Source organism: Variovorax sp. N23 (genome assembly GCF_025486315.1).
In the GTDB taxonomy this organism is placed as follows: domain Bacteria; phylum Pseudomonadota; class Gammaproteobacteria; order Burkholderiales; family Burkholderiaceae_C; genus Variovorax.
In genome coordinates this window covers 98769-118817 of the sequence record NZ_JAOOPY010000002.1, presented here as the reverse complement: position 1 = coordinate 118817, position 20049 = coordinate 98769, and the positions used below count along the sequence as shown (strand labels likewise).

At 66.3% G+C, this 20049-nt stretch carries 27 protein-coding genes; 3 read left to right on the top strand and 24 right to left on the bottom strand.

Features of this window, described 5'->3' with window-relative positions:
• Positions 1-18: 18 nt before the first annotated feature.
• From N8A90_RS03520 to rplN, 16 genes are all read right to left on the bottom strand, one after another.
• On the bottom strand, positions 19-1008 hold the full coding sequence (locus tag N8A90_RS03520) for a DNA-directed RNA polymerase subunit alpha (protein WP_262073266.1): 990 nt from the start codon (positions 1006-1008) through the stop codon (positions 19-21).
• Between the two features lie 128 nt (positions 1009-1136).
• A complete protein-coding gene (gene rpsD / locus N8A90_RS03515) occupies positions 1137-1760 on the bottom strand; it encodes a 30S ribosomal protein S4 (protein ID WP_140840879.1) in 624 nt (207 codons plus the stop codon).
• A 163-nt stretch (positions 1761-1923) separates the two neighbouring features.
• A complete protein-coding gene (gene rpsK, locus N8A90_RS03510) occupies positions 1924-2328 on the bottom strand; it encodes a 30S ribosomal protein S11 (protein WP_009124825.1) in 405 nt (134 codons plus the stop codon).
• A gap of 13 nt (positions 2329-2341) precedes the next feature.
• Positions 2342-2707, bottom strand: coding sequence for a 30S ribosomal protein S13 (gene rpsM, locus N8A90_RS03505; protein WP_262073265.1), 366 nt, complete (start codon positions 2705-2707; stop codon positions 2342-2344).
• A 23-nt stretch (positions 2708-2730) separates the two neighbouring features.
• Positions 2731-2844, bottom strand: a complete 114-nt coding sequence (gene rpmJ / locus N8A90_RS03500; RefSeq protein ID WP_038201958.1) for a 50S ribosomal protein L36 — start codon at positions 2842-2844, stop codon at positions 2731-2733.
• A gap of 38 nt (positions 2845-2882) precedes the next feature.
• Entirely contained in the window at positions 2883-4193 is a 1311-nt protein-coding gene (gene secY, locus N8A90_RS03495; RefSeq protein ID WP_262073262.1) for a preprotein translocase subunit SecY, read from the bottom strand.
• Positions 4194-4218: 25 nt separating this feature from the next.
• Positions 4219-4650 carry a 50S ribosomal protein L15 gene (rplO, locus tag N8A90_RS03490; protein ID WP_262073261.1) on the bottom strand — a complete coding sequence of 144 codons (432 nt, stop codon included), beginning with the start codon at positions 4648-4650 and terminating at the stop codon, positions 4219-4221.
• Between the two features lie 11 nt (positions 4651-4661).
• Entirely contained in the window at positions 4662-4850 is a 189-nt protein-coding gene (gene rpmD / locus N8A90_RS03485; protein ID WP_262073260.1) for a 50S ribosomal protein L30, read from the bottom strand.
• Positions 4851-4864: 14 nt separating this feature from the next.
• On the bottom strand, positions 4865-5383 hold the full coding sequence (gene rpsE, locus N8A90_RS03480; protein ID WP_183028316.1) for a 30S ribosomal protein S5: 519 nt from the start codon (positions 5381-5383) through the stop codon (positions 4865-4867).
• An 18-nt stretch (positions 5384-5401) separates the two neighbouring features.
• Entirely contained in the window at positions 5402-5767 is a 366-nt protein-coding gene (gene rplR / locus N8A90_RS03475; protein WP_262073592.1) for a 50S ribosomal protein L18, read from the bottom strand.
• 14 nt (positions 5768-5781) lie between these two features.
• Positions 5782-6315, bottom strand: a complete 534-nt coding sequence (gene rplF, locus N8A90_RS03470; protein WP_262073259.1) for a 50S ribosomal protein L6 — start codon at positions 6313-6315, stop codon at positions 5782-5784.
• A 24-nt stretch (positions 6316-6339) separates the two neighbouring features.
• Positions 6340-6735 (bottom strand): 30S ribosomal protein S8, encoded by a 396-nt coding sequence (rpsH, locus tag N8A90_RS03465; protein WP_192194037.1) that lies wholly within the window; start codon positions 6733-6735, stop codon positions 6340-6342.
• A gap of 20 nt (positions 6736-6755) precedes the next feature.
• Positions 6756-7061, bottom strand: a complete 306-nt coding sequence (rpsN, locus tag N8A90_RS03460; RefSeq protein WP_093436359.1) for a 30S ribosomal protein S14 — start codon at positions 7059-7061, stop codon at positions 6756-6758.
• 8 nt (positions 7062-7069) lie between these two features.
• Entirely contained in the window at positions 7070-7609 is a 540-nt protein-coding gene (rplE, locus tag N8A90_RS03455) for a 50S ribosomal protein L5 (RefSeq protein WP_262073258.1), read from the bottom strand.
• Between the two features lie 11 nt (positions 7610-7620).
• Positions 7621-7938, bottom strand: a complete 318-nt coding sequence (rplX, locus tag N8A90_RS03450; RefSeq protein ID WP_262073257.1) for a 50S ribosomal protein L24 — start codon at positions 7936-7938, stop codon at positions 7621-7623.
• A gap of 13 nt (positions 7939-7951) precedes the next feature.
• Entirely contained in the window at positions 7952-8320 is a 369-nt protein-coding gene (rplN, locus tag N8A90_RS03445) for a 50S ribosomal protein L14 (RefSeq protein ID WP_262073256.1), read from the bottom strand.
• Between the two features lie 254 nt (positions 8321-8574).
• Here rplN and proC point away from each other — a divergent pair, with 254 nt between their 5' ends.
• On the top strand, positions 8575-9411 hold the full coding sequence (gene proC / locus N8A90_RS03440; protein WP_262073255.1) for a pyrroline-5-carboxylate reductase: 837 nt from the start codon (positions 8575-8577) through the stop codon (positions 9409-9411).
• Between the two features lie 17 nt (positions 9412-9428).
• On the opposite strand, the gene ubiA is transcribed toward proC, so the two are convergent.
• The 5 genes from ubiA to N8A90_RS03415 form a co-directional block, all read right to left on the bottom strand.
• Positions 9429-10298: a 4-hydroxybenzoate octaprenyltransferase gene (gene ubiA / locus N8A90_RS03435; RefSeq protein ID WP_262073591.1), complete on the bottom strand. Its 870-nt coding sequence runs from the start codon at positions 10296-10298 to the stop codon at positions 9429-9431.
• A 97-nt stretch (positions 10299-10395) separates the two neighbouring features.
• The gene (locus N8A90_RS03430) at positions 10396-11001 is read right to left on the bottom strand and encodes a Dps family protein (protein ID WP_316043999.1); all 606 of its coding nucleotides are present in this window, start codon (positions 10999-11001) and stop codon (positions 10396-10398) included.
• A gap of 136 nt (positions 11002-11137) precedes the next feature.
• Complete coding sequence (locus tag N8A90_RS03425; protein ID WP_262073254.1) at positions 11138-12103, bottom strand: LysR substrate-binding domain-containing protein; 966 nt, start codon at positions 12101-12103, stop codon at positions 11138-11140.
• Between the two features lie 39 nt (positions 12104-12142).
• Positions 12143-14269, bottom strand: a complete 2127-nt coding sequence (gene recG / locus N8A90_RS03420; RefSeq protein WP_262073253.1) for an ATP-dependent DNA helicase RecG — start codon at positions 14267-14269, stop codon at positions 12143-12145.
• A gap of 2 nt (positions 14270-14271) precedes the next feature.
• A complete protein-coding gene (locus N8A90_RS03415) occupies positions 14272-15258 on the bottom strand; it encodes a TIGR01777 family oxidoreductase (protein ID WP_262073252.1) in 987 nt (328 codons plus the stop codon).
• A 119-nt stretch (positions 15259-15377) separates the two neighbouring features.
• On the opposite strand from N8A90_RS03415, the gene queA reads away from it, so the two are divergent.
• Together queA and tgt are read left to right on the top strand one after the other, a co-directional pair.
• Positions 15378-16418 carry a tRNA preQ1(34) S-adenosylmethionine ribosyltransferase-isomerase QueA gene (gene queA, locus N8A90_RS03410; protein ID WP_262073251.1) on the top strand — a complete coding sequence of 347 codons (1041 nt, stop codon included), beginning with the start codon at positions 15378-15380 and terminating at the stop codon, positions 16416-16418.
• 5 nt (positions 16419-16423) lie between these two features.
• Complete coding sequence (gene tgt / locus N8A90_RS03405) at positions 16424-17596, top strand: tRNA guanosine(34) transglycosylase Tgt (protein WP_262073250.1); 1173 nt, start codon at positions 16424-16426, stop codon at positions 17594-17596.
• A gap of 53 nt (positions 17597-17649) precedes the next feature.
• On the opposite strand, the gene N8A90_RS03400 is transcribed toward tgt, so the two are convergent.
• The 3 genes from N8A90_RS03400 to N8A90_RS03390 all read right to left on the bottom strand — a co-directional run bounded on the left by N8A90_RS03400 (position 17650) and on the right by N8A90_RS03390 (position 19982).
• Positions 17650-18030 (bottom strand): DUF3597 domain-containing protein, encoded by a 381-nt coding sequence (locus N8A90_RS03400; protein ID WP_262073249.1) that lies wholly within the window; start codon positions 18028-18030, stop codon positions 17650-17652.
• Between the two features lie 64 nt (positions 18031-18094).
• Positions 18095-19177, bottom strand: coding sequence for a zinc ribbon domain-containing protein (locus tag N8A90_RS03395; protein WP_262073248.1), 1083 nt, complete (start codon positions 19175-19177; stop codon positions 18095-18097).
• A 16-nt stretch (positions 19178-19193) separates the two neighbouring features.
• Entirely contained in the window at positions 19194-19982 is a 789-nt protein-coding gene (locus N8A90_RS03390; protein WP_262073589.1) for a DUF2145 domain-containing protein, read from the bottom strand.
• Positions 19983-20049 lie beyond the last annotated feature (67 nt).

Sequence of the window (20049 nt, the reverse complement as noted above, 5' to 3'; positions counted from 1 at the left end):
GGTTTTTGCGTTGTCGGATTAACGCTTGTCGAGGCCGGCCGGCGGCCAGCTTTCGAGCTTCATGCCCAAGGTGAGACCACGCGACGCGAGGACTTCCTTGATTTCGTTGAGCGACTTGCGACCCAGGTTGGGGGTCTTGAGCAGCTCGTTCTCGGTGCGCTGGATCAGGTCACCGATGTAGTAGATGTTCTCGGCCTTCAGGCAGTTCGCCGAACGCACCGTAAGTTCGAGCTCGTCGACCGGCCGCAGCAGGATCGGATCGAACTGTTGGGCGCTGCGCGGGGCGGGCGCATCGAACGCAGCGAGTTCGCCGCCTTCGAGCTGCGCGAACACCGCGAGCTGTTCCACCAGAATCTTGGCCGAGGCACGGACCGCGTCTTCAGCGGTGATGGCGCCGTTGGTCTCGATCTCGATGAGCAGCTTGTCCAGGTCGGTGCGCTGCTCGACGCGGGCGCTTTCAACGGTGTAGCTCACACGCTTGACGGGCGAGAACGACGCGTCGAGAACGATGCGGCCGATCGACTTCGTCGGTTCGTCCGCATAGCGGCGCATCGTGCCGGGCACGTAACCACGACCCTTTTCGACCTTGATCTGCATGTCGAGCTTGCCGCCTTGCGACAGGTGCGCGATCACGTGGTCGGGGTTGATGATCTCGACGTCGTGCGGCGTCTGGATGTCCGACGCCAGCACCGGACCTTCGCCGTCCTTGCGCAGGCTCAGCGTGACCTCGTCGCGGTTGTGGAGCTTGAACACCACGCCCTTGAGGTTCAGCAGGATGTTGACGACGTCTTCCTGGACGCCATCGATCGACGAGTACTCGTGGAGCACGCCGGCGATCGTCACTTCGGTGGCCGAATAACCGACCATCGACGACAGCAGTACGCGACGCAGCGCGTTGCCGAGCGTGTGGCCGTAGCCGCGCTCGAAAGGCTCGAGCGTGACCTTTGCCTTGTTGGCGGCCAGTTGCTCGACCTGGATGGTCTTGGGTTTCAGCAGGGTGGTTTGCATGCAGACTTCCTCTCAATACCCCCGGTTCGTTACACCGGTAAGGCTGGTGAAGCGCCCGGCGCGCGTGCAGGGCACGCCAGGAACGGGATCAACAAAAACAACTCGCGCCAACGGGCGCGAGCAGGGGATCAACGCGAATAGAGTTCGACGATCAACGATTCGTTGATGTCGGCGGCGAATTCGTCGCGATCCGGGACCTTCTTGAAGGTGCCTTCGGCCTTGTCGGCGTTCACTTCCACCCACGCCGGCATACCGACTTGTGCCGCCAGTTGCAGCGCTTCGGCAATGCGGGTCTGCTTCTTCGACTTGTCGCGCACGGCGATCACGTCACCGGTCTTGACCAGGTACGACGCGATGTTGACCGACTGGCCGTTCACCGTGATGGCACGGTGCGACACGAGCTGGCGTGCCTCGGCGCGGGTCGAGCCGAAGCCCATGCGGTAGACGACGTTGTCCAGGCGCGATTCGAGGATGAACAGCAGGTTGGCGCCGGTGTTGCCACGGCGACGATCGGCTTCCTCGAAGTAGCGGCGGAACTGCTTCTCGAGCACGCCGTACATGCGCTTGACCTTCTGCTTTTCACGCAGTTGCAGACCAAAGTCGGAGGTGCGCTGACCCGAGGTGCGGCCATGCTGGCCGGGCTTGGAGTCGAACTTGGACTTGTCCTGGATCGAGCGACGGGCGCTCTTCAGGAACAGGTCGGTGCCTTCGCGGCGGGAGAGTTTGGCCTTGGGGCCGAGGTAGCGTGCCACGTGATCTTCCTTTGTGTCATCTGCTGCAGCGGTGATCTGCAGGAGCCATCAGCGGCGTGCCGATGGCGGTGGGCTTGTGAAAAACAAAATGCGCAGCCGCTGTGAAGCGGACTGCGCGGTCGGTGTCGACGCTTGAATGCGGCGGCACCTGATCGCCAAGCGATCAGATTCGCCGACGTTTCTGCGGACGGCAGCCGTTATGCGGCACAGGCGTCACGTCGGCAATGGAATTGATCCGGATGCCGAGCGCAGCCAGGGCGCGCACCGACGATTCGCGACCGGGGCCGGGGCCCTTGATCTCGACGTCGAGGTTCTTGATGCCTTGTTCGACAGCAGCACGGCCGGCAACTTCCGAAGCCACCTGGGCGGCGAAGGGCGTCGACTTGCGCGAACCCTTGAAGCCCTGACCACCCGACGAGGCCCACGACAGCGCATTGCCCTGACGGTCCGTGATCGTGATGATCGTGTTGTTGAACGAGGCGTGCACGTGAGCGATGCCGTCCGCAACGTTCTTGCGAACCTTCTTGCGAACGCGCTGTGCGGCGTTATTGGCAGGAGCTTTAGCCATGCTGTTTCAATCCTTATTTCTTCAGGGACTGCGCGGCCTTGCGCGGACCCTTGCGGGTACGGGCATTGGTGCGCGTGCGCTGGCCGCGCATCGGCAGGCCACGGCGATGGCGGAAGCCGCGATAGCAGCCGATGTCCATCAATCGCTTGATGTTCATCGTCGTCTCGCGACGCAGGTCGCCTTCGATGGTGAAGAGAGCGATCTGGTCGCGGATCTTTTCGAGATCGGCGTCGGTCAGATCCTTGATCTTCTTCGAATAGTCGATGCCGCTCGCTTCGCAGATTTGACGGGCGCGGGTGCGACCGATGCCAAAGATGGCGGTCAGGCCGATCTCAGCGTGCTTGTGCGGCGGAATGTTGATGCCAGCAATACGTGCCATGTGCGTCCTCTAATACTCTTTGATCAACCCTGGCGCTGCTTGTGGCGCGGGTCGGTACAGATCACACGCACCACACCCTTGCGGCGGATGATCTTGCAATTGCGGCAGATGGTCTTGACCGAAGCCGAAACTCTCATATGACTCTCCTAAAACGTGTTCGATGTTGCAGCAGTGCTCAAGATGTCTTGAAGTTGGCCTTCTTGAGCAGCGATTCATATTGCTGCGACATCATGTAGTTCTGTACTTGGGCCATGAAGTCCATCGTGACAACCACGATGATCAACAGGGAGGTGCCGCCGAAATAGAACGGCACGTTGTATTTGAGGATCAGGAACTCCGGCAGCAGACAGACGAAGGTGATGTACACCGCGCCGGCCAACGTCAGGCGAACCAGGATCTTGTCGATGTAGCGCGCCGTCTGGTCACCCGGACGGATGCCCGGAATGAACGCCCCGCTCTTCTTCAGGTTGTCGGCCGTTTCCTTGCTGTTGAACACGAGGGCCGTGTAGAAGAAGCAGAAGAAGACGATCGCAGCAGCGTAGAGCATCACATAGATCGGCTGACCCGGCGTGAGTGCGCCGGCAATGTCCTTGATCCAGCGCATGCTGTCACCGGTGCTGAACCAGCCCACCACGGTGGCCGGCAGCAGGATGATCGACGACGCGAAGATCGGCGGAATCACACCGGCCATGTTCAGCTTCAGCGGAAGATGCGACGACTGACCGCCGTACACCTTGTTGCCCACCTGGCGCCGCGCATAGTTCACGAGGATCTTGCGCTGACCGCGTTCGACGAACACCACGAAGTAGGTCACCAGGACCACGACCGCGATGATGAACAAGGCGATGATCGGGTTCATGGCACCGGTGGTCACCAGCGAAGCCAGGCCACCGATGGCGTTGGGCAGACCGGCGGCGATGCCCGCGAAGATCAGGATCGAGATGCCGTTGCCCAGACCGCGTTCGGTGATCTGCTCGCCGAGCCACATCAGGAACATCGAACCCGCCGTCAGGCTGACCATGGCAGTGATCCGGAAGCCGAAGCCCGGGGTGATCACCAGGCCGGCCGACGATTCGAGTGCGACAGCGATGCTGAAGGACTGGAACAGCGCCAAGCCCAGCGCGCCATAACGCGTGTACTGCGTGATCTTGCGACGACCCGACTCGCCTTCCTTCTTCAACTGCTCGAAGCTCGGAAGCACGTAGGTCATCAACTGCATGATGATCGACGCCGAGATGTACGGCATGATGCCCAGCGCGAACACGGTGAAGCGCGACAGCGCACCGCCCGAGAACATGTTGAACAGGCTCAGGATGCCGCCCTGCTGGCCCTGGAAGAGCTGCGCCAGCTGGTCCGGGTTGATGCCCGGCACAGGGATGTGCGCGCCGATCCGGTAGACCACGAGCGCGAGCAGCAAGAAGACCAGCCGGCGACGGAGGTCACCGAACTTGCCTGTCTTTGCGAGCGTTGCCGCGTTAGTTGCCACGGAGAGCTTCTTTCAGTCCGGTCTTTTAGGCGACGCTGCCGCCGGCAGCTTCGATCGCAGCCTTGGCGCCGGCGGTCGCGCCGATGCCCGTCAGCTTGACAGCCTTGGTCAGTTCGCCGGTCTTGATGACCTTGACGACCTTGATCATGTGCGAGACCAGACCAGCCTGCTTGAGCGTCAGCATGTCGACTTCGGCAGCGCCGAGGACTTCGAGCGACGTCAGCGTGACTTCAGCGTTGTACTTGAGCGATTGCGACTTGAAGCCGCGCTTGGGCAGACGGCGCTGCAGAGGCATTTGACCGCCTTCGAAGCCCACCTTGTGGAAGCCGCCCGCGCGGGACTTCTGGCCCTTGTGACCGCGACCTGCGGTCTTGCCGATGCCGGAGCCGATACCGCGGCCAACGCGACGCTTGGCGTGCTTGGCGCCGGCAGCCGGCTTGATGCCATTGAGTTCCATATCAGTCTCTCTTACAGAACTTTGACCAGATAACTGATCTTGTTGATCATGCCGCGCACGGCGGGCGTGTCCTGCAGCTCGCTCACGCTGTTGAGCTTGCGCAGGCCGAGGCCACGCACGGTCGCGCGATGCGATTCCTTGGTGCCGATCGGGCTCTTCACGAGCTGCACCTTGACGGTGGTCTGTTGTTGCGTCGTCATGTCGATGCTCCTGTTCAGGCGAACAGCTCTTCGACCGTCAGACCGCGCTTGGCAGCAACGGCGGACGCAGTCGTCGAGTTCTTCAGGCCGTCCAGCGTGGCACGGACCATGTTGTAGGGGTTCGACGAACCATGGCTCTTGGCCACGATGTCGGTGATGCCCAGGACTTCGAACACGGCGCGCATCGGGCCGCCGGCGATGATGCCGGTACCCTTCGGGGCGGGGATCATGACGACCGAAGCGGCGCCATGGTGACCCGTCACGCGGTGATGCAGCGTGCCGTTCTTGATCGAGATCTGGAACAGGTTGCGGCGGGCTTCTTCCATGGCCTTCTGCACGGCTGCCGGCACTTCCTTCGACTTGCCCTTGCCCATGCCGACCTTGCCGTCGCCGTCGCCGACCACGGTGAGTGCCGCGAAACCGAGGATACGACCACCCTTCACCACCTTGGTGACACGGTTGATCGCGATCATCTTCTCGCGCAAACCGTCTTCAGGGCCTTCGTTCTGCGTTCTTGCTTGAATCTTTGCCATTTTGAATCTCGTGTCCGTTTAGAACTGCAGGCCGGCTTCGCGGGCGGCCTCGGCCAGCGCCTTGACGCGGCCGTGGTACGCGAAACCAGCGCGGTCGAAGGCGACCTTCTCGACACCGGCAGCCTTCGCCTTTTCAGCGATGCGCTTGCCGATGGCGGTGGCTGCAGCGGCGTTGCCGCCCTTGCCCGAACCACCCAGCGCCGTGCGCACTTCGGCTTCGGCCGTCGATGCAGTGGCGATCACCTTGGTGCCGTCGTCGGAGATGACGGTGGCATAGATGTGCAGGTTGGTGCGGTTCACCGTCAGGCGAGCAACGCCTTGCGTGGCGATCCGGATGCGGGTCTGACGCGAGCGGCGCAGACGTTGTGCTTTTTTGGTCAACATCATTTTGCTGCCCCTTACTTCTTCTTGGTCTCTTTGATCACGATCTTCTCGTCCGAATAACGGATGCCCTTGCCCTTGTAGGGCTCGGGCGGACGAACAGCGCGGATCTCAGCGGCGATTTGACCAACGCGCTGACGGTCAGCACCCTTGATCACGATTTCGGTCGGGGTCGCGGTGGCCACCGTGATGCCCTGGGGCATCTCGATGTTGACCGGGTGCGAGTAACCGACTTGCAGATTCAACTTGTTGTTCGAGGCCGCAGCCTTGAAACCGACGCCGACGAGGTTGAGCTTCTTCTCGAAGCCCTTCGTCACGCCGACGACCATGTTGTTGACGAGCTGGCGGAACGTGCCGCTCATCGCGTTGGCTTCACGCGATTCGTTGGCGGGCTCGAAGCTCAGCTTGCCGTCCTTGTTGACGACGTTGACCAGGGCATTGCGCGTCAGCGCGAGCGTGCCGCCCGTGCCCTTCACGTTGATCTGGTCGTCCTTGATCGACACATCCACACCTGCGGGGATGGCGACCGGCATTTTTCCGACTCGGGACATTTCAGTGACTCCTCAATGTCTCGGTTAGGCGACGTAGCACAGGACTTCGCCACCGACACCGGTAGCGCGCGCCTTGCGGTCGGTCATCACGCCCTGGGGGGTCGTGACGATGGCGACGCCGAGGCCGTTCTGGACTTGCGGGATGGCTGCGCTGGCCTTGTAGACGCGCAGGCCGGGGCGGCTCACGCGTTCGATGCGCTCGATGACCGGACGGCCAGCGTAGTACTTCAGCGTGATGACGAGCTCGGACTTGCCGGCTTCGGTCTTGACTTCGAAACCGTCGATGTAGCCTTCGTCCTTGAGGACTTGTGCGATCGCAGCCTTCACCTTGGAAGACGGGATCGACACGGTGGGCTTCGCCACCATCTGCGCGTTACGGATACGCGTCAGCAGGTCGGCAATGGGATCACTCATGCTCATGTTGTTTGCTCCTGCCTGGCTTACCAGCTGGCCTTGGTGACACCGGGGATGTCGCCAGCGAAAGCCAGTTCACGGATCTTGGCGCGGGCCAGACCGAATTGACGGAAAGTGCCGCGAGGGCGACCGGTGATGGCGCAACGGTTGCGCTGACGCGTGGGGTTCGCGTTGCGCGGGAGCTTCTGCAGGCCCAGACGGGCAGCAGCGCGCTCTTCGTCGCTCTTCTTCAGGTCGTTCGAGGCGGCCTTCAGTTCGGCGTGCTTTGCAGCGAACTTGGCGACCAGCTTGTCGCGCTTGAGTTCGCGTTGGATCAGGGATTGTTTAGCCACGGTTCGCCTCAGTTCTTGAACGGGAAACGGAAACCAGCGAGAAGCGCCTTGGCTTCTTCGTCGGTCTTGGCCGTCGTCGTGATGCTGATGTTGAGACCGCGCAGGGCATCGACCTTGTCGTATTCGATCTCGGGGAAAATGATCTGCTCTTTCACGCCGATGTTGTAGTTGCCACGGCCGTCGAAGGCGCGGCCAGAGATGCCGCGGAAGTCGCGAACACGCGGCAGGGCCACGGTGACGAAACGATCCAGGAACTCATACATCTGCACGCCGCGCAGCGTGACCATGCAGCCGATGGGTTGCATTTCGCGGATCTTGAAACCGGCGATGGCCTTCTTCGACTTGGTGACGACCGGCTTCTGGCCGGCGATCTTGGTCAGGTCGCCGACAGCGTTGTCGAGAACCTTCTTGTCGGCGACTGCTTCACCCACGCCCATGTTGAGCGTGATCTTGGTCAGACGCGGAACCTGCATCGGCGACTTGTAGCCGAACTTCTCGGTCAGGTCCTTCGCGATCTTGTCGCGGTAGATTTCTTGGAGACGTGCCATGTGAGTTCCCCTTAGGCGATCTTGATTTCGTCGCCGCTGGACTTGAAGACGCGAACGCGCTTGCCGTCCGCGACCTTGATGCCCACGCGATCGGCCTTGCCGGTCGCGGCATTGAAGATCGCCACGTTGGATTGATGGATCGGCATGGTCTTCTCGACGATGCCACCGGTCGTACCCTTGAGCGGGTTCGGCTTGGCGTGCTTCTTGACGATGTTGACGCCGTCGACGATCAGGTACGAATCGTCCTTGCGCAGCGACACCGTGCCGCGCTTGCCCTTGTCGCGGCCGGCCAACACGATGACCTGGTCGCCCTTGCGAATCTTGTTCATAGCCTGCTTGTCCTTACAGAACTTCGGGAGCCAGCGAGACGATCTTCATGAACTTCTCGGTACGCAGTTCGCGCGTCACGGGTCCGAAGATGCGGGTGCCGATCGGCTCCAGCTTGGCGTTGAGCAGTACGGCGGCATTGCCGTCGAACTTGACGAGCGAGCCGTCTGCGCGACGGATGCCCTTGGCGGTACGCACCACGACGGCGCTGTAGATCTCGCCCTTCTTGACACGCCCACGAGGAGCGCATTCCTTGATGCTGACCTTGATGACGTCGCCCACGCTGGCATAGCGCCGCTTGGAGCCACCGAGCACCTTGATACACAGGACGGATTTCGCGCCCGTGTTGTCGGCCACGTCGAGCCGGGATTCAGTTTGGATCATTGCTAGTAGTTCCCAACTTGTACCGTGCAGAGCCCCATGGCGCTGCACAGTCAGTCTTGGGCCCGTCGTCAGCACCCCAAACCACTTGGGATGCATCCGTCTGGGCGGAATGCTTCGCCTTTTTGAAGCGAAGCCCGCGATTTTGTCAGTCCTTTTCGGGCTTGTCAACCACCGCTGTGCGAAGGATCGCATTGTGCCGCCGGAGCGACAATTCCGCCTCGCCACGTCCCGACACCCCATTTCGCTACATCGCCATGCCCGATCTCACCGCCGCCGCCCTGCCCGTCATCGCCTTCATCGGGGGCGGCAACATGGCCAGCGCCATCCTGGGCGGCCTGCTCCGCCAGGGCCTTCCGACCGCATCGGTGGAGGTGGTCGAGCCCTTCGAAGAGGCGCGCATGCGGCTGGCGCGCGACTTCGGCGTCTCGGCGCAGCCCAGCGCCAGCGATGCGCTGGGCCGCTGCCAGGTCGTGGTCTGGGCCGTCAAGCCACAGACCTTTGCCGACGCCGCGCGCCCCGTGCGCGACCTCACCCCGGGCGCGCTGCACCTGAGCGTGGCGGCCGGCATTTCGTCGGACAGCATTGCGGCCTGGCTTGGCACCGACAACGTCGTGCGCGCCATGCCCAACACGCCCGCGCTCATCGGCCAGGGGATGAGCGGCCTGTTCGCCCGGCCCGCCGTAAGCGCCGACGGACGCCGCCTGGTCGAACAGGTGCTGGCGCCGACCGGGCAGCTGCTGTGGGTCGACACCGAAAGCGCGCTCGACGCCGTCACGGCCGTTTCCGGATCGGGCCCGGCCTATGTCTTCTATTTCATCGAAGCCATGACCGAGGCCGGCATCGAGATGGGCCTGCCGCCGGCGCAGGCCCAGCAACTGGCCATCGGCACCTTCACCGGCGCGTCCGCGCTGGCACAGGCCTCGACCGAGCCACCGTCGGTGCTGCGCGAGCGCGTGACGTCCAAGGGCGGCACCACCTATGCGGCCCTGAGCGCGATGGAAGCCGCGGGCGTCAAGGCGCAGTTCAAGACCGCGATCCGCACCGCCGAGCAGCGTGCACGCGAGCTGGCGGCGGAGTTCGGCAGCACCTGAGGCCCGGCGGCCACGATTCAGCGGAGCGCATGGTCCGCCACGATGCCGGCGAAGACCGCGAACCCGACCCAGTGGTTCAGCCGGAAGGCCCGGAAGCAGCCTTCGCGGGTGCGATGGCGGATCAGGCGCCAGTGCCAGGCGACCTGCACCGCCGCCGCGGCCAGACCCACCGCGAAGGCGACGCCCAGACCGGCGCGAAGGCCCACCGCGCCCCACAGCACGAGAAACAGGGCATAGCACAGCATCACGGCCGCCACATCGAAGCGCCCGAAGGTGATCGCCGAGGTCTTCATCCCGATCTTCAGGTCGTCGTCGCGGTCGACCATGGCGTACTCGGTGTCGTAGGCCAGCACCCACCCCAGGTTGCCCAGCAGCAGCAGCCAGCCGTCGAGAGGCACCCGTGCGAACGCCTCGGACGCCGACACCACCGCACCACCCGCGGCGCAGAAGGCCATCGGAATGCCGATCGAGAACGCGATGCCCAGCACCGCCTGCGGCAGCGAGACGAAGCGCTTGGCGAACGGGTAGACCAGCGTCACGGCCAGCCCGACGAAGGCCCAGACGATCACCGCTGTATTGGTGGTCAGCGCCAGCCCGAAGGCGACCAGCGCCAGCACGGCGCCCAACCCGAGCGCCTCTTTCACCGAGATGGCGCCGCTGGTCACCGGCCGCTGGGCGGTGCGTTTGACGTGCCGGTCGAAGTCGCGGTCAGCCACGTCGTTGACGCAGCAGCCGGCGCTGCGCATGAGCACCGTGCCCCCCACGAAGACCGCCAGCAGATGCCAGCCGGGCCACCCGCCCGCGGCGAACCACAGCGCCCCCAGCGTCGGCCACAGCAGCAGCAGCCACCCGGCGGGCCGGTTCCAACGGATGAGGTCCAAGTACAGCGCGAGGCGCCCGCCAGCCTTCACGGAAGCTCCAGAAGCGAAAAGAGCGGCATTGTGCCGCTCCGATTCACCACGGGGCCTGCGCCCCCGCACGAATTTACTCTTCGAGCAGCGAGCGCAGCATCCATGCCGTCTGGTCGTGCACCGTGCAGCGCGCAGTCAGCATGTCGGCGGTCGGGTCGTCGCCGGCCTCTTCGGCCACGGGGATGAACTCGCGCGCGATGCGGGACACGGTTTCATGGCCCTTCACCAGGATGCGCACCATCTCCATGGCCTTGGGCGGCACCGGCGGCACGTCGGGCACCGTCGCGATCTTGCTGAATTCGGCGTAAGAGCCGGGGGCGTAATGGCCCAGGGCGCGGATGCGCTCGGCGATGACGTCGGTCGAGGTCCACAGCTCGGTGTACTGGCCCATGAACATCGCGTGCAGCGAGTTGAAGTGCGGGCCCGTCACGTTCCAGTGGAAGTTGTGCGTCGTGAGGTACAGGGTGTAGGTGTCGGCCAGCACGCGGCTCAGGCCTTCGGCGATGGCGGCGCGGTCCTGCCGGTCGATGCCGATGTTGATGATCGGCGCGTTGCGGCTGCCCGACTCCTGCGCCACGCTGGCACCGCCCTTGGCGGGCACCTTGCCGGCGCCGGCAGCGGGGGCGGACGTGATCGGAGACTTGGCCTTCTTCTGGGACTTGCTGGGTGCTTTTGCCATGACGACGATTCCTTCGATGGATTGAATGGGACGTTCGCGACTTTAGGAGCCTGCTGGCGCCATCGCAACAGCGGGACTCTATCGCAGCCATTGCCGCTTGCCGCGCCGCTGCGCGTAGGCCGAGGCCGCGCACGGATCAGGACAGCCGCTTCACCCCAGGCAGCTCGCAGGCATAGACCGCATTGCGCAGCGCCGCGATCGCCTCGTAGCGCGTGAAGCTGCGGCGCCAGGCCAGCACGACGCGCCGCATCGGCGGTTCGCGCCCTTCGCCGTCGTGGATGGGCAGGTAGCGCACCATCGGCTCGGGCTCCTTGCGGCCGCGGCCCCTCGGCCGGAGCGCCTCCGCCGGGACCGACAGCCGCGGCACCAGCGTCACGCCCATGCCCGACGCCACCATGTGCTTGATGGTCTCCAGCGACGAGCCCTCGAAGCTCTTGCGGATGCCTTCGGCATTGCTCGAGAAGCGCGCGAACTCCGGGCAGACCTCCAGCACATGGTCGCGGAAGCAATGGCCTGTGCCCAGCAGCAGCATCGTCTCGTTCTTGAGTTCGTCGGAGCTGATCGACTCGCGCACCGCCAGCGGATGGCTCGTGGGCAGCACCGCGACGAAGGGCTCGTCGTAGAGCGGCGCCACCGCCAGGCCAGTGTCCGGAAAGGGCTCGGCCATGATGGCGCAGTCGATCTCGCCGGCGCGCAGCATCTCGAGCAGCTTGACGGTGAAGTTCTCCTGCAGCATCAACGGCATCTGCGGGGTGCGCGCGATGTTCTGGCGCACCAGGTCGGGCAGCAGGTAGGGCCCGATCGTGTAGATGATGCCCAGGTTCAGCGGGCCGGCCAGCGGGTCTTTGCCGCGCTTGGCGATCTCCTTGATGCTGGCGGCCTGGTCGAGCACGCTCTGCGCCTGCTGCACGATCTGCTCGCCCAGGGGCGTGACCGTCACTTCGCCGGCGCTGCGCTCGAAGAGCTTCACTTCGAGCTCGTCCTCGAGCTTCTTGATCGCCACCGACAAGGTCGGCTGCGACACGTAGCAGGCGTCCGCCGCCTTGCCGAAATGCCGCTCCCGGGCGACCGCGACGATGTATTTGAGTTCGGTGAGGGTCACCGCAGCGATTATGCGCAAGAGCCCGAACCCGCAGGCGGCTCAGGCCTTGAGGTACTCCGCCTTGCTGCCCAGCCAACGGTCCACGTGCCTCTGCGCGAGCGCGGGATGCTGGTCGAGCATCTTCGGCGCCAGCGCACGCGCCCAGTCGAGCAGCAGTGCGTCGTCGGTAAGGTCGGCGAAGCGAAGCAGTGGCGCGCCCGACTGCTTCGCGCCGAGGAATTCGCCAGGCCCGCGGATCTCCAGGTCGCGCCGGGCGATCTCGAAGCCGTCGCTCGTCTCGGCCATCGCCCGCAGCCGCGCGCGCGCCGTCTCGCCCACGCGCCCGCCTTCGTTCGGCGCGTACAGCAGCACGCAGGCCGACGCCGCGGCACCGCGCCCCACACGCCCGCGCAGCTGATGCAGCTGCGACAGGCCGAAGCGCTCCGCATGCTCGATCACCATCAGCGACGCATTGGGCACATCGACGCCGACCTCGATGACCGTCGTGCTCACCAGCACGTGCACCTCGTTGGCCGTGAAGCGCGCCATCACGTCCTGCTTCTCGGCCGTCGGCATGCGCGAATGCAGCAGGCCGACCTGCACCGCATCGCCCAGCATGCCGGCAAGTTCGTCGCGGGTCTCGGTGGCATTGCGCAGGTCGACCGCCTCGCTTTCCTCGATCAGCGGGCAGACCCAGTACACCTGCCGGCCCTGCGCGAGCTGGTGGCGGATGCGGTCGATGACCTCGTCGCGCCGGTGCTCGGCCACCAGCTTGGTGACGATGGGCGTGCGGCCGGGCGGCAGTTCGTCGAGGGTGGAAACGTCGAGGTCGGCGTAGTAGCTCATGGCGAGCGTGCGCGGGATAGGCGTGGCGCTCATCATCAGCAGGTGGGGCTCGAGGTCGCCGCCGGCCTTGCCCCGCAACGCCAGCCGCTGCGCCACGCCGAAGCGGTGCTGCTCGTCGATGACGGCCAGCGCCAGGCGCTTGAAGCGCACCTTCTCGGAGATCACGGCGTGCGTGCCGATCACCAGCGCCGCCTCGCCGCTCTCGACCGCCGCCGCCATCGCGTCGCGCTCCTTCTTCTTCTGGCTGCCCGTGAGCCAGGCCACGCGCAGGCCGCGCTCGGCCAGCAGCGGGTCGAGCCAGCCGATCAGCTTGCCGAAGTGCTGCGCGGCGAGGATTTCGGTGGGCGCCATCAGCGCGCACTGGAAGCCGGCGTCGATGCAGCGCGCCGCCGCGAGCGCGGCCACCACCGTCTTGCCCGAGCCGACATCGCCCTGCAACAGACGATGCATCGGTGCCGTGCGCGCCAGGTCGTGCGTGATCTCCTCGCCCACGCGCTGCTGCGCGCCGGTGAGCGCGAAGGGCAGCACGCCCAGCAGGCGCGCATGCAGCGACTCCGCGGCCGGCGACGGTGCCAGCACCGGCGCGCGCTGCGCCGCCCGCTCGCGCCGCGCCTGCAGTTGCGACAGTTGCTGCGCGAGCAGCTCTTCGGCCTTCAGGCGCTGCCAGGCGGGATGGCTGTGGTCTTCCAGCGCGGCGATCGACACGTCGGGCGTCGGGTAGTGCAGGAAGTTGAGCGCATCGCGCAGCGGCCAGGCGCCGCGCAGACCGATCTGCGCAGGCACCGTTTCGTCGAGCACGGCACGCGCCAGGCCCGCGCGCACCTCGCGCCGCAGCACCGGCTGCGCCAGGCCGGCGATGGTCGAGTAGACCGGCGTCAGCGCATCGGGCAGCACGGTGCCGGCCGCCTTCACCGTCGGGTGCATCATCTGCCGCCCGAGGAAGCCGCCGCGCACCTCGCCGCGCACACGCACGCGGGCGCCGACGGCCAGCTGCTTCTGTTGCGACGGATAGAAATTGAAGAAGCGCAGCTGGCAGGTGTCGCTGCCGTCGTCGACCGTCACGACGAGCTGGCGGCGCGGCCGGAAGCTCACCTCGCTCTCGGTCACGACCGCCTCGATCTGGCCCAGGTCGCCATCGCGCAGGTCGGCCAGGCGGACGATGCGCGTCTCGTCCTCGTAGCGCATCGGCAGGTAGAGCGCGAAGTCGATGTCGCGCAGCAGCCCGAGCTTGCGCAGCGCGCGCTGCACCAGGCTCGGGCCCGTACCCGGTGAGACGGGCGCGGACGGCGCCGCCGTCGGCTTCGACGGGTCGGGCGTGGGCGACGACGGCTTGCGCGGCACGTTCAGCAGAGGTCCTGCAGCGCGCCGCGCGCGTCGGGGAAACGGAAGCGGAAGCCGGTGTCGGTCAGGCGTTTCGGCGCGACGCGCTGACCTTCGAGCAGCACGTCGGCCTGCTCGCCGAGCGCGAGGCGCACCGGCGCGGCCGGCACGGGCAACCAGAACGGACGGTGCAGCACCTGGGCGGCGGTGCGCATGAAGTCTTCCTGCCGCAAGGCCTCGGGCGCCGTGAAGTTCCAGGCCAGCGGCTCGGTGAGCGCGCCGGGGGTCGCCGCCATGCGCCACAGGTGGGCCATGGCGCCCAGCAGGTCCTGCAGATGGATCCACGACACCCACTGCCGCCCGGTGCCGAGCCGGCCGCCGACGCCCATCTTCACCGGCATCAGCAGCCCCGGCAATGCGCCGCCGTGCCCCAGGACCAGGCCAAAGCGCAGGCAGGCGACCCGCACGCCGTGGGCGGCCGCGGCGTGTGCGGACGCTTCCCACGCCTGGCACAGGCGCGACATGAAGAGGGACTGCGGCGGGCTCGCCTCGGTCAGTTCCGCCGCATCGCCCTGCGGTTGCACGCCGTAGTAGCCGACGGCCGAGCCGGACAGCATCAGCCAGGGCTTGACCGGGCGGCGGGCGATCCAGGCGACCAGGTCATCGGTCAGCCCCGCACGGCTCGCGAGCAAGGCGGCCTGGCGCGCGGCGGTCCAGCGCGGGCCGACGATGCGTGCGCCCGCGAGGTTGACCACCACGTCGACCGCGGGCGACGCGGGGATCTCGTCGAGCTGCTGCACACAGTGCACAGACGCATCGAAACGCCGGGCAGCGGCCGTGGCATCGCGCGTCCACACGGTGATGGTGTGGCCGTCGGCCCGCAGCGCCGCGACCAGATGGCTGCCGACGAAGCCCGTGCCGCCCGTGACCAGCACATGCTGCGGCGCATCGCCAAAGCGTGGCGCCGACACGTCCGCGGCGTCGGGGTTCGGAACGGGTGGCGTGGTCATGCACCGATTCTGCCGCGCCGCCCTGCCGCGCATCCGGCCTTTTCCGCCGTGGGACAATCCCGCCGCTCTTCTTCCCCTGTCCGCCTCCTTGGCACGGGCCCGTCCGGCCCTCAAGCACCATGCGCGCCTTCACGCTTTCCGATTTCGATTTCGCCCTGCCGCCCGATCTGGTCGCGCAGCACCCCGCCGCCGAACGCACCGCGTCGCGCCTGCTCGACGGCACCGGCGACGCCCCGGTCGATCGCATCTTCCGCGACCTGCCCGGCCTGCTGCGCAGCGGCGATCTGCTGGTCTTCAACGACACCCGCGTGGTCAAGGCGCGACTCTTCGGCGAGAAGCCGACGGGCGGCAAGCTGGAGCTGCTGGTCGAACGCGTCCTCACCGGCAACGAGACCGTCTGCCACATGAAGGTCAGCAAGAAGCCGCCCGTCGGCACGACGCTGCAGATGGTCGGCGGCTTCACGGCCACGCTGCTCGGCCGCTGGCCGGAAGAGGACGGCGCCCTCTTCCGCTTCGCCTTCCAAAGCCCGGCCGACGAAGACCCCTACGCACTGATGGCGCGCTGCGGTCACGTGCCGCTGCCGCCCTACATCGAGCACACCGATTCCACGGAGGACGAAAGCCGCTACCAGACGGTGTTCGCACGCGTCCCCGGCGCCGTGGCCGCACCGACCGCCGCGCTGCACTTCGACGAAGGCCTGCTCGCGCAACTCGAAGCGCGCGGCGTGCAGCGCGCCAATGTCACGCTGCACGTCGGCGCCGGCACCTTCCAGCCGGTGAAGACCGAGAACATCGCCGAGCACACGATGCACGCCGAACGCTATGAAGTGCCCGCAGCCACGCAGCGCGCCATCGCCGACTGCAAGGCGCGCGGCGGCCGTGTGGTCGCCGTCGGCACGACGACCGTGCGCACGCTCGAATCGTGGGCGAAGAGCGGCGAGGCCGCCGGCGACACGCGCATCTTCATCACCCCCGGCTTCGCCTTCGCGCACGTCGATTTGCTGCTGACCAACTTCCACCTGCCCAAGAGCACGCTGATGATGCTGGTGAGCGCCCTGGCCGGCTACGAGCGCGTGATGGCGCTGTACGCCCACGCCATCGAGAACCGCTACCGCTTCTTCAGCTACGGCGACGCCATGCTGCTGGCACGACAGGACTGAATCCCATGCTGAACTTTGAACTGCTCACCACCGACCCGACGAGCCACGCCCGCCGCGGCACGCTCACGCTCAACCACGGCCCGGTGCAGACGCCGATCTTCATGCCCGTGGGCACCTACGGCACCGTCAAGGGCGTGATGCCGCGCAGCCTGGAGGAGATGGGCGCGCAGATCATCCTGGGCAACACCTTCCACCTGTGGATGCGCCCCGGCCTCGACGTGATGGCGAGCTTCGGCGGGCTGCACGCCTTCGAGAAGTGGAACAAGCCGATCCTCACCGACTCCGGCGGCTTCCAGGTGTGGTCGCTGGGCGCGATGCGCAAGATCAGTGAAGAGGGCGTGAAGTTCGCGTCGCCGGTCAACGGCGACAAGCTCTTCCTCACGCCGGAGGTCTCGATGCAGATCCAGACCATCCTCAACAGCGACATCGTCATGCAGTTCGACGAGTGCACGCCCTACGACACCAACGGCCACATCACGACCGAGGCCGAGGCGCGCACGTCGATGGAACTGAGCCTGCGCTGGGCGGCGCGCTGCAAGACCGAGTTCGCGCGGCTCGAGAACCCCAACGCGCTGTTCGGCATCGTGCAGGGGGGCATGTTCGAGAACCTGCGCGAGGAATCGCTGGCCGCGCTGGTCGAGATGGACTTTCCCGGCTACGCCATCGGCGGCGTGAGCGTGGGCGAACCGAAGGATCAGATGCTGCACATCATGGGCCACACGCCGCACCGGCTGCCGGCCCACAAGCCGCGCTACCTGATGGGCGTGGGCACGCCGGAAGACCTGGTGCAGGGCGTGGCCGACGGCGTCGACATGTTCGACTGCGTGATGCCCACGCGCAATGCGCGCAACGGCACGATGTTCACGCGCTTCGGCGACCTGAAGATGCGCAACGCGCGCCACAAGATGGACCCGCAGCCGGTCGACCCGAGCTGCACCTGCCATGCCTGCGCCGGTACCTCGGGCGTCAGCTGGAACGACGGCGGCCGCGAAGGCTTCAGCCGCGCCTACCTGCACCACCTCGACCGCTGCGGCGAGATGCTCGGGCCGATGCTGTGCACCATCCACAACCTGCACTACTACCTGAACCTGATGCGCGAGATCCGCGAGGCGCTCGACGCCGGGCGCTTCGCCGAGTTCCGGCAGCAGTTCAGGTCGGATCGCGCCCGCGGCGTGTAGCGCCCAAGAAAAAGCCCGTCGGCGACGGGCTTCGGTTGCAGGGTGGCCGCGACTCAGTCGCGCAGTTCTGCCGGCAAGGTACCGCCGTTCGCGGCGATGCGGGTCATCACCTGTTTGTGCAGACCGATGTTCCACTCGGCCGAACCCGGCTCGCCATTGCTGTAGAGGATTTCGCCGGCCAGTTCCTTGCGCGCGGCAAGGCTGCTGTCCAGGCCGAGCAACTTGAGCAGATCGACGATCGACGTGCGCCAGTTCAGACCCGCAGCCCCCGGCATCGCATCCAGGATGGCCGGGACGTCGCCCAGCGGGATCGAGGGTGGCGGTGCCGGCGCCGCGGGCGCGCTGGCCGTGGGTGCAGGCGCCGGGGCGGCCTGGACTTCAGCCGCGTTGGCCGACGGGAAAATCTTGGAAAAAATCTTGCCGAAAATGCTCATGAGGACTCCTTGAATATCGAACTGGTTCTGTGAAACGCGGCGCCATGCGCCGCACAAGCTTCTATCACGCAGGCAAGACGCCAGCCACCGTTGGCTGGCCCGAAAGTGTTTGCGTCTGTGCCGACGTGCCGCAGGCGTGGCAGAACTTCGAGAAGGCGCTCTTGCGCGCATCGCAGGCGCGGCAATGGTCGAACAGGCCGATGCCGCAGTGCGGGCAGAAATCGATCGCCGGGCTCTTCAGGTCGACCGGCCGCTCGCAGCCGGGGCACACGCTCTTGGCCAGGCGCGCCAGCGCGGTGTCGTAGCTCAGTTCCTCGCGCCGCACGATGTCGGGCTGCGCCTCGGCCAGCTTCTGGCGCGCGAGGTAGCGGTTGAGCGCGACGATGGCATAGCGCCCGACCAGCACCGTGAGCACGATGCCCACCACGTAGCGCACATAGCCGCCATAGCTCGGCAGGTAGGGCACCAGCTCGACGAAGAAGGCGAACAGCGCGAAGAAGATGAAGCCCCAGACGAAAGGCCAGTAGGTGCTCTTGCGCTTCTTCACGAAGAGCCACCCGGCGATGAGCAGCAGGGGCAGCGTGAGCGCCAGACGGTAGCCAAAGACGCGCAACTCGACGCGTCGGTACTCGGCACGCAGCTTCTCCTGCGCGTCGGCCTCGAGCACGGCCAGCTTCTGCTGTGCCGCTTCCTGCGCCTGGCGGGCATCGAGCGCGACCTGCTGCTGCGCGTCGACCTGCTGCTGCGCCTGGTCTTCCTTGGCCTTCAGCCCGTCGAGCGCACGGGTGCGCGCGATGAGTTCGGCGTCCTGGTCGGGCTGGGCTGTGGCGCGGCGCGTCGCGACCCAGTTGCCGAAGGTCTCGCGCGCCGTGCGGCTGGCTTGCTGCGCGACCGACAGCTTCAGCTCGGCCTGCTCCAGTTCACGGGCGGCCTGCTGCTCGGTGCGCTCGGCCTCCCGCACGCCGGCCCGCAAGGGCTCGGCGGCCGCGCGATCGATGAAGTCGTCCAGTTGCAGGGCCCGCTCGACCTGCGGCAGGTCGCCGACCAGCGTGCCGCCGAGCCCGATCAGGAAGCTGGCGAACACCAGCGCCACCAGCCACAGCCCGCGGCGAAACCATTTTTCCGAGAGACGAAGCGATTTGCTCATGAGTTCCTCCTTGTTTTTACAACCCGAGTGTGACCGGCGCGGTGCCCAGCTCGCTGCGCTGCAGCCAGGCGAACACCGAATCGGCCGTGACCGTCTCGATGCGGTCGGAAAAGCGCTTGTCGTTGGGGTGGTCGTCGAAGGCGACGTTGGCCTTGCTCATGCGGCCGCCGAGCCGCGTGAGCGGGCCGAGCTTGAGCGTGGTCGGCACATAGCCCTTCAAGCGCAGCCACGCCTGGGCCTGGCCGCGGTCGGCGATGGTCGACGGCTCCATGGCCAGCGCCAGCGTCTCGATCACCCACTGGTTCGACTGCTGGTACCTGTCGGCCCACGCATAGCTCACCAGGCTGTAGGCCGGCGTGTGCAGGCGCCCGATGCCATCGACCGGCGCCACGCCCAGCAGCGCGGACAGTTGCGCCTGCACGGCCGGTGTGGGCACCGACCACGCCGCCTCGTAGCGCCAGGGGTCGTCGAGGAAGAACTCGCCCAAACCCTGGCGATAGAGACCGGAGACTGCTGTGCCGCACTGGTTGAGCTTGTGCGCGACGTGCCACGGGCCGGCCTCGGTCTTGTAGGCGATGCCGATGTGCGACCAGCGCAGCCCGTACTTGCCGAGATCCTGCCCGGCGCGCGCCAGCAGCACCACGCGCGCGCCGCTGGCGTCCAGCGCCTGCGCCGTGCGTTCGGCCAGCGTCAGGCCCTGCTGCACCTGCCTCACCGTCGGGCGGGCCTGCTCGCACGAGCGGCCCGCGTGCGATTCGGTGGGGAAGAGGAACAACCCGGCCAGCACGACCGTCGCCGCGAGCAGCGCGATGCGCAGCGCGGCACGCACACGCCACGACCAGCGCGGCGCCTCCACCTCGCGCCCGAAATCG